Genomic DNA, 8162 nt, shown 5'->3' with positions numbered 1-8162 from the left:
CGCGACTCCCGCCACCCCAGGAGGTGCAATGCTCCGCCCTGTTCGTGCCCTGTCCGTCGCCGCTGTCTCCGCTCTCCTCACGCTGACGACGTTCTTCGCCGCGTCGTCCGCCGGTGCGGCCGGTGCCAACTACGTGGCCCTCGGGGACTCGTACTCGGCCGGCGTCGGCGCCGGCAGCTACCTGAGCGACAGCGGTAGCTGCAAGCGCAGCACCAACGCCTACGCCTACCTCTGGAAGAACGCGAACGCGCCGTCCTCCTTCTCGTTCGTCGCCTGTTCGGGCGCCAGAACCGGGGACGTCCTCAACAACCAGCTCTCCGCCCTGAACTCCGGCACCACGCTGGTCAGCCTCACGATCGGCGGCAACGACGCCGGGTTCTCCAGCACCATGCAGACCTGCGTGCTGAGCAGTGACAGCGACTGCCTGAACGCCGTCAGCGCCGCCGAGAGCTACGCCGAGAACACCCTGCCCGGCCAGCTCGACCAGGTGTACTCCGCGATCCGGTCCAAGGCGCCGAACGCCCACGTCGTGGTGCTCGGCTACCCGCACCTGTACCAGATCAACGGGTCCTGCCTGTTCGGCATCGGCGACACCAAGCGTGCCGCCATCAACGAGGCCGCCGACACGCTGGACACCGTCATCGCCAAGCGGGTCGCCAACGCCGGGTTCACCTTCGGCGACGTGCGCGGCATCTTCGCCGGGCACGAGATCTGCGGGTCCTCGTCCACCTGGCTGCACAGCACCACCTGGCCGGTCGACGAGAGCTACCACCCGAACGCGGACGGCCAGGCCTACGGCTACCTGCCGGTCTTCAGCCAGTCCTGACGCGATGCCGGTGCCAGTGCCGGAGCCGGTGCCGGAGGCGATGCCCTGAGGTGATGCCAGACGGCAAGCCGGTGATCGAAGCGTGACCACGGTGCCGCCGCCCCCTCCCGAGCCGGGGAGGGGGCGGCGGCACCGCCGTGTCACCGTCCGTCCGGGGCGGGCCGCACCGGTGGGAAGGGGATGGCGGCGAGCGCGGGCAGCAGCGCCGCCTCCTCGTAGTCGAGGTGTGCCTCCAGGTCGGCCGACATCCGGTCGAGGTCGGCCCGCAGCCGGTCGGGATCGGCGTGCTCGGCCTCGGCCAGCAGCGCGGTCAGCTCCTCCTTGATCCGGCCGATGGCGCGATGCTGCTCGCCGAGCCGTGCCAGCGTGTCGGCCAGTTCCGGATGGCTACGGGCGAGGGCGGGGAACACGGCGGCGTCCTCGCCGGTGTGGTGATGGGTGAGCCCCTGGCAGAACGCCAGGCAGTGCTGCCGGAGTTGGAACCCGAGGCCGGCCGGGCGGCCCGGCTCGATGGCCCGGGCCTCGGCGCGGACGTGACGCAGCTGGGCGCGCAGCCAGGTGTGCGCTTCCAGCAGCCGGTCGGCGAGGGTCGGCACCGCGGGTGCCGCCGGCCGCCAGGGCGCCGGGGGCGTCTCGGACAGCTCCAGGACGACGACCGGCAGGCGGCGCTCGGTCAGCGCCTGGTAGTCGCCGTACCCCGGCGCCTGCCGGACGACGGCGGCGAACAGCCGCTCCCGGCGGGCGCCTTCGGCCGGCACGGCGACGACGTCGAAGGCCTCGGTGCCGAGTTCGACCCGGACCACCGGGTGGGCCAGCAGGTTGCGGTACCACTGCGGGTGCTCGGGCGCCCCGGCCGCCGAGGCGACGACGAGCAGCAGTCCTTCGGCGCGGACGTAGCCGAGCGGCACGGTGTGCGGCCGCCCGCTGCGGGCACCGGTGGTGGTGAGGAGCAGCAGGTTCCCGCCCGCGAACGGGCCGCCGACCCGCCCGCCGTTGGCGCGGAACTCCTCGATGACGCTCAGGTTGAAGGAGTCGAAGGAGTCGAAGGAGTTGGAGGAGTTGGAGGAGCTGACGGAGTCGGAGGACGCGGCGGGACCGCGAGAAGGGGAGGGCATGGGCATGCGTGTGTGGTGGAGTCTCCGGAAGGGTTCGGGGAGTCGCGGCCACACGCGGGCAGCGCGTACGTACGGATGGACGGGCGGGCACCGCGGTGGCCGCCGGGGTCAGATCAGGGCAGCGGAGAAGGTACTCATCGCGCATCGTCCCTTGGCGTTCTCAGGTGCTCGCTCGGCCGCCGGCCGGCCCACTGCTCTGTGGCCGACGCCGCGCTGCACGCGCCCATGAAAGCCGGGCCGGGGGCGCTCTGTCAACGCGGTGGATCACCGCGGAGCGCTCCCCGGCTCGGCCGCCCCGGAGAACCCGGCCGGCCCGGACGGCGGTGTCAGTGCAGGTAGTCGACGACCCCGGCGGGCTTGAGCCCGGCCGCGTCGGCGGCGGCGAGGGCGCGCTGGAGGTCGGTGGCGAGGGTGTCGCTCCAGTGCATCAGCACCACGTCGCCGGGCTGCAGCGGGCCAGGGTGCCAGATGTTGGCGGCGCCCCAGCTGAAGTCGGCGTCGGCGGTGAGCACGGTCCGGATGCCGCAGTTGGCGGCGGCCTGCAGGGTGTCGGCGTTCCAGGCGAAGGACGGCGGGCGGAACAGCACGGGCGCGGTACCGAAGAGGCGGGTCATCGCGTCGCGGGCGTCGCAGATCTCGACCTGCTGCTGTGCCAGCGGCAGCTTGCTGAGGTCGGCGTGCGAGACGCTGTGGTCCTGGACGGAGGAGCCGGGCACGGCGGTGACGCGCTGGAAGAAGCCCGGGTCGGTGCCGGCCGGCATCGGCAGCGGGAACGCGGTGATCGGCAGGTGGTGGTCGGCGATGAACTTCTCCGCCTCGGGGGTGCGCTGCCAGCCGTCGTCGACGGTGAAGAAGACGACCTTGTCGGTCGTCGGCACGCTGCCGGCCTGGACGGCGGGGGCGGGCGCGGGGCCGTCGACGTGGACGTCGTCGACGGAGAACGGGCCCTGCTGGTACCAGCCGTGGACGTACAGCCGGATGCTGCGGGCGTTCGGGCCGGTGGTGAAGCGGGTGGTGAGCTGCTGCCAGCCGCCGCCGGTGGTCTCCGTCCAGGCGGGGGCGACGTCGTTGCCGGTGCCGGTGGCGCCGAGGTGGACGAAGCTGCCGCGCACCCAGGCCGAGGCGGTGTAGGTGGTGTTCGGCTGGACGGCGACGGTCTGCGCGCACTCGCCGGTGGAGTCGGCGCCGGCCGGGGTGACGGTGAGGGCGGAGGTGCCGGTGTGCGGGGCGGCGGTGGTGACGGCGGCCTCGGCGGGGCCGCCGGTGCAGGTCCAGCCCGGGATGCTGCCCCAGTCGGCCAGGTTCGGTGCGGGCAGTTCGAAGCCCGGGTTGGTGGCCAGGTTGACGACCGGGCCGCCGGCGGGCGCGGGCGCGGGCGCGGGCGCGGACGCGGGCGGCTGGTCGGCGGAGGCCGCCGGGGCGGTGAGGCCGGTCAGGCCGGTGAGGAGGGTGACGGAGGCGGCCAGCGCGGACAGGCGCGTGGACATGGACACGTGAGGACTCCTGCGGGTGGGGGAACCCGCCCGTGGGGAGGGCGGGAGGGTGAAAGAGCCGTGGAACCGGGCGCTCCCGGAGGGGCGGGAGCGGTGGGTGGTGCGCCCGCACGCGGACCGAACAGAAACAATGGACTGGACCAATCGGCCCGTCAAGGGAACGGCGGGTGAACCGCCGCGAACTGCCGCCCCGCACCCCGCCGGCCGCCGACCGATGTGCCCGCCGCCGATCCAACCTCCGTACACCACACGGTCGCAGACGAACCGTCAGGGCGCGTACAGTTCCTCGATGTCCTGCGCGTGGTGCCTGGTGATCGCCGCGCGCCGCAGCTTCAGCGAGGGCGTCAGCAGCCCCTGCTCCTGGCTGAACTCCCGTGGCAGCAGCCGGAACGCGCGGATCGACTCGGCCCGGGACACCGCCGCGTTCGCCGCCGCCACCGCCCGCTGGATCTCCACGTGCAGCTGCTCGTCCGCGAGCACCGACCAGGTGTCCAGCTGCTCCCGCCCGTGCGACTTGAGCCAGTGCGCCAGCGCGCTCGGGTCGAGCGTGATCAGCGCGCCCACGTACGGCCGGTCGTCGCCCACCACCAGGCACTGGGAGACCAGCGGGTGCGCCTGGACGCGTTCCTCCAGCGCCGCCGGGGCGAGGTTCTTGCCGTTGCTGGTGACGATCAGGTCCTTCTTGCGGCCGGTGATGCTGAGGTAGCCGTCCTGGTCGAGGCGGCCCAGGTCGCCGGTGGCGAACCAGCCGTCCACCAGCGCGTCGGCCGTGCACTGCGGATGGTTGAGGTAGCCGCCGAAGACCGTGGGGCCGCGCAGCCACACCTCGCCGTCGTCGGCCAGCGCCACCGTGCAGCCCGCGAGCGGCTGCCCGACGGTGCCGAGCTTCTGCCGCCCGGCCGGGTTGGCGACCATCGCGCCCGAGGTCTCGGTCAGCCCGTACCCCTCGTACAGCTGCAGGCCGGCGCCGGTGAAGAACAGCGCCAGCTCGCGCCGCAGCGAGGACCCGCCGCACAGCACGGTGCGGATCCGGCCGCCGAGCACGCCGCGCAGCTTCTGGTAGACGGCGCGGTCGTAGGCGATGTGGCGCAGCCGCAGGCCCGCGCCGGGCCCGGGGCCGCGCCCGAAGGCCTTCTGCTCCTTGGCGGTGGCCCAGTCGACGGCCACCTGCCGGGCCTGTTCGAAGAGTTCGCCGCGCCCGGCGTTCTCGGCGGCCTGCCGGGCCTGCTGGAGGAGCTTCTCCAGGATGTACGGGACGGTGAGCAGGAAGGTCGGCCGGAAGACCGCCAGGGCGGGCAGCATCGCGTCGGTGGACACCTGCGGCAGGTGGCCGATCCGCAGGCCGCCGCGGATCGAGGCGATCTGCACGGCCCGCGCGTACACGTGGGTCAGTGGCAGGAAGAGCAGGGTGGCGGGCTGTTCGCCGCCGGTGTCGTGCAGGACGTCGCACCAGCCGCCGAGCATGGCGCCGGCCTCGGCGGCGAGGTTGCCGTGGGTGATCAGGCAGCCCTTGGGGCGGCCGGTGGTGCCGGAGGTGTAGACGACGGTGGCGATGTTCTCGGCGGTGACGCCGAGCCGCTGGCGGTGCACCAGGGAGTCGGGGACGCCGTGGCCGTCCTCGGTGATCGCGGCGACGCACCCGTGGTCGAGCTGCCAGATGCCGGACAGGTCGGGCAGCGCGTCGCAGACGGCGCCGACGGTCATCGCGCCGTCCTCGTCCTCGACCAGGCAGGCCACCGCCTGGGTCTCGGCGAGGATCCAGCGCACCTGGTCGGGCGCCGAGGTCGGGTAGATCGGCACGGAGACGGCGCCGATCGACCAGAGCGCGTAGTCGAAGAGCGTCCACTCGTAGCGGGTGCGGGACATCAGGGCGACCCGGTCGCCGTAGCGCACGCCGCGGGTGAGCAGGCCCTTGGCGAGTGCCAGCACCTCGTCCCGGAAGCGGCGGGCGGTGACGTCGTGCCAGTGTCCGTCCGGGCCCTGGCGGGAGAGCTGGACGAGCTCGGGGGTGCGCTCGGCGGTGTCGTACACGGAGTCGGCGACTCCTCCGGTGGCCGGGGGCCCGGGAAGGGCGGGAGTGCTGAACTCGCGCACAGTCCTCCCCGTTCGCCTCTCGCGGCCCGCCCGCCCGTCGCGGCGCGCGACTGGTGGCCCGCCCCGGCTGCCCCGGCACGGGGGCGGCGGCGCGGGTGCAGCGAAACTATCGGATCGCCCTGTCACTGCCCAGGGTTGTGACGGTGACGCGACGAGATCGGCACCGATTCGCACCGGAAGTGTCGTCGCGGAGAAGATCAGGGGAAGGCCCGTGGTGGCGCCGAGCCGGGTCGCAAATCGGGCGTGGGCGGACGATCCGGGCGCGAATCGGTGGCGGACGCGGCCCTTTCCTGACGTGTCCGGGGCAAGCCGGGAGGGGTGCGGAGGCCGCGCGGACGGGGCGGGGGAATTCGACCCTCGAACGAGTGGTCAGGGCGTAGTAGAGTCGCGCAGACCTGCGGCCGGACCCCGGCCGGGCCCGCTCCGACGACGCCTCCCGGCGACGCCTTCCGACGACACCCTCCGACGACGCACGACCCACGCCGACCAGCCCGCGCCTGGCACACTCCCGACCGAGGACTCCATGCGTCTGCGCAGCAGCTCGATCCGCGCGAAGATCATCGCGCTGCTCCTGGTGCCCATCGTCGCGCTCACCGCCCTGTGGGTGTACGCGACCCTCGCCACCACCGGCGACGTCTGGAACCAGCTGGAGATCAGCCGTACGTACAAGGAGTTCGGCCCGCCGGTCGACCAGTACGCCGCCGCCCTCCAGGACGAGCGCCGCACCGCCGTCCAGCGCCTCGCCGACCCGAACTCGCCCGTCGCCCGGGACGCCTTCGAACACGCCAGGGCCGTCACCGACCGCGCCCTGGCCGTGCTGCGGCAGAAGAAGGACGAGTCCGGCGGCCGGCTCTCCGCGAGCCAGCGCGGCCGCTACCTGCAGGTCCTCGCCGCCGCCGACCAGCTCGGCCCGCTGCGCGCCCAGATCGGCCGCGCCGCGCTGAACTGGGAGTTCGCACTCGGCCAGTACAGCGACCTGGTCAAGCCCGTGTTCGGCTTCGCCTCCGCCTACGTCGCCCGCCAGAGCGGCCAACTCCCGCGCCAGGGCACCATCCTGATCGAGCTCGAACGCGCCCGCGAGTACCTCTCCCAGGAGGACGCGGCGATGGAGGGCCTGCACACCGCGGCCGCCAGGCCCACCGCCGAGCAGTACCAGGTCGCCCTCGACGCCCTGCACAACCAGCAGGCCCTGTTCACCGTCTACATCGCCGAGCTCGACCCCGCCGACCAGTCCGACTACATCGCCCTGCGCGGCAGCGACGCCTGGTCCGCGCTCACCCGCGCCGAAGCCGACTTCGTCGGCGCCGGCGGCCCCGACCGGGTCGCCCAGGCACTCGCCGGCGGCACCTGGCGCGAGACCGCCGACCGCTCCCTCGCCGACCTGGCCGCGATCAACGGCCGGATCGCCACCGGCCTCGACGACCGCGGCCACTCCGCCGCGGTCTCCGCGCTGCTGCGCGCCGGCATCGCCGGGGCGGTCGGCCTCGTCGCCGTCGTGCTGTCGGTGCTGATCTCCTTCCGGATCGGCCGGGGCCTGGCCCGCGAACTCATCGGCCTGCGCAACGCCGCCAACGAACTCGCCAGCACCCGGCTGCCCTCCGTCATGCTCCGGCTGCGCCGCGGCGAGGCCGTCGACGTGGCCGCCGAGGCGCCCGAACTCCACTTCGGGCAGGCCGAGATCGGGCAGGTCGGCCAGGCCTTCAACGAAGTCCAGCGGACGGCGGTCCAGGCCGCCGTCGAACAGGCCGAACTGCGCCGCGGCGTCTCCGCCGTGTTCGTCAACCTGGCCCGCCGCAGCCAGGTGCTGCTGCACCGCCAGCTCACCCTGCTCGACACCATGGAGCGCCGCACCGAGGACCCGGCCGAGCTGGAGGACCTGTTCAGGGTCGACCACCTCACCACCCGCATGCGCCGCCACGCCGAGGGCCTGATCATCCTGGCCGGCGGCTCGCCCGGGCGCGCCTGGCGCAAGCCCGTCCGGATGGTCGACGTGGTGCGCGCGGCGGTCGGCGAGGTCGAGGACTACGCCCGGGTGATCGTCCGGCCGTTCCCCGGCACCGGGCTGCTCGGCAGCGCCGTCGCCGACATCACCCACCTGGTCGCCGAACTCGTCGAGAACGCCGCCGTGTTCTCCCCGCCGAGCACCCAAGTCACCGTCCAGGGCGAGGTCGTGGCGCACGGCTTCGCGCTGGAGATCGACGACCGCGGGCTCGGGCTGAGCGAGCAGCTGCTCGCCGAGATCAACGAACGCCTCGCCGTGGAGCAGGAGTTCGACCTCGCCGACACCGACCGGCTGGGCCTCTTCGTGGTCAGCCGGCTCGCCCGGCGGCACGGCGTCCGGGTCCACCTGCGGCCCTCGCCGTACGGTGGGACGACGGCCGTCGTGCTCATTCCGCGGGAACTGCTCGCGGAGGCGCCGGACGGGATGCCGGAGCCGTCCGGGGCCGCGTCCGGCGGGGCGGGCGGGGCCGGGCGGTCGGCCGGGTCCGGGGTGGCCGGGTCCGGCGGGGCCGCCGGGGCGTCCGGGGTGTCCGGGCGGCGCGGGGCGCGCGAGCTGGTGGCCGTGCCCGCCGGGGCGGGGGTGGGTGCCGGTACCGGCGCCGGGGCCGCCGCACGCGCGGACGGGGACCGGGC

5 protein-coding genes are annotated in these 8162 nt (G+C 74.0%); 2 read left to right on the top strand and 3 right to left on the bottom strand.

Going from position 1 to position 8162, the window contains the following annotated elements; translation table 11 throughout:
- The first annotated feature begins 28 nt into the window (after positions 1 to 28).
- Positions 29 to 826: an SGNH/GDSL hydrolase family protein gene (locus tag VM95_RS36320; protein WP_045705299.1), complete on the top strand. Its 798-nt coding sequence runs from the start codon at positions 29 to 31 to the stop codon at positions 824 to 826.
- Between the two features lie 140 nt (positions 827 to 966).
- Here the strand turns inward: VM95_RS36320 and VM95_RS36315 are convergent, their stop codons facing one another.
- The 3 genes from VM95_RS36315 to VM95_RS36305 form a co-directional block, all read right to left on the bottom strand.
- Positions 967 to 1941, bottom strand: coding sequence for a nitroreductase/quinone reductase family protein (locus tag VM95_RS36315; RefSeq protein ID WP_078861124.1), 975 nt, complete (start codon positions 1939 to 1941; stop codon positions 967 to 969).
- A 326-nt stretch (positions 1942 to 2267) separates the two neighbouring features.
- Positions 2268 to 3428 carry a polysaccharide deacetylase family protein gene (locus VM95_RS39470; RefSeq protein WP_052707796.1) on the bottom strand — a complete coding sequence of 387 codons (1161 nt, stop codon included), beginning with the start codon at positions 3426 to 3428 and terminating at the stop codon, positions 2268 to 2270.
- Positions 3429 to 3701: 273 nt separating this feature from the next.
- Complete coding sequence (locus tag VM95_RS36305) at positions 3702 to 5528, bottom strand: AMP-dependent synthetase/ligase (RefSeq protein WP_045705298.1); 1827 nt, start codon at positions 5526 to 5528, stop codon at positions 3702 to 3704.
- 523 nt (positions 5529 to 6051) lie between these two features.
- Between VM95_RS36305 and VM95_RS36300 the strand changes: the two genes are divergently transcribed.
- On the top strand, positions 6052 to 8162 hold a 2111-nt coding region (locus VM95_RS36300), incomplete at its 3' end, for a sensor histidine kinase (RefSeq protein ID WP_052707795.1).

Origin of the sequence: Streptomyces rubellomurinus, assembly GCF_000961885.1 — a bacterium.
In the GTDB taxonomy this organism is placed as follows: domain Bacteria; phylum Actinomycetota; class Actinomycetes; order Streptomycetales; family Streptomycetaceae; genus Kitasatospora; species Kitasatospora rubellomurina.
Note: the sequence above shows the minus strand (reverse complement) of the source record. Positions and strands in the feature narration are given on the sequence as shown.

Excerpts from the sequence above, each read along its gene's own strand:
- VM95_RS36315 (WP_078861124.1), bottom strand. The coding sequence starts at position 1,941 with ATGCCCTCCCCTTCTCGCGGTCCCGCCGCGTCCTCCGACTCCGTCAGC.
- VM95_RS39470 (WP_052707796.1), bottom strand. The coding sequence starts at position 3,428 with ATGTCCACGCGCCTGTCCGCGCTGGCCGCCTCCGTCACCCTCCTCACC.
- VM95_RS36320 (WP_045705299.1), top strand. The coding sequence starts at position 29 with ATGCTCCGCCCTGTTCGTGCCCTGTCCGTCGCCGCTGTCTCCGCTCTC.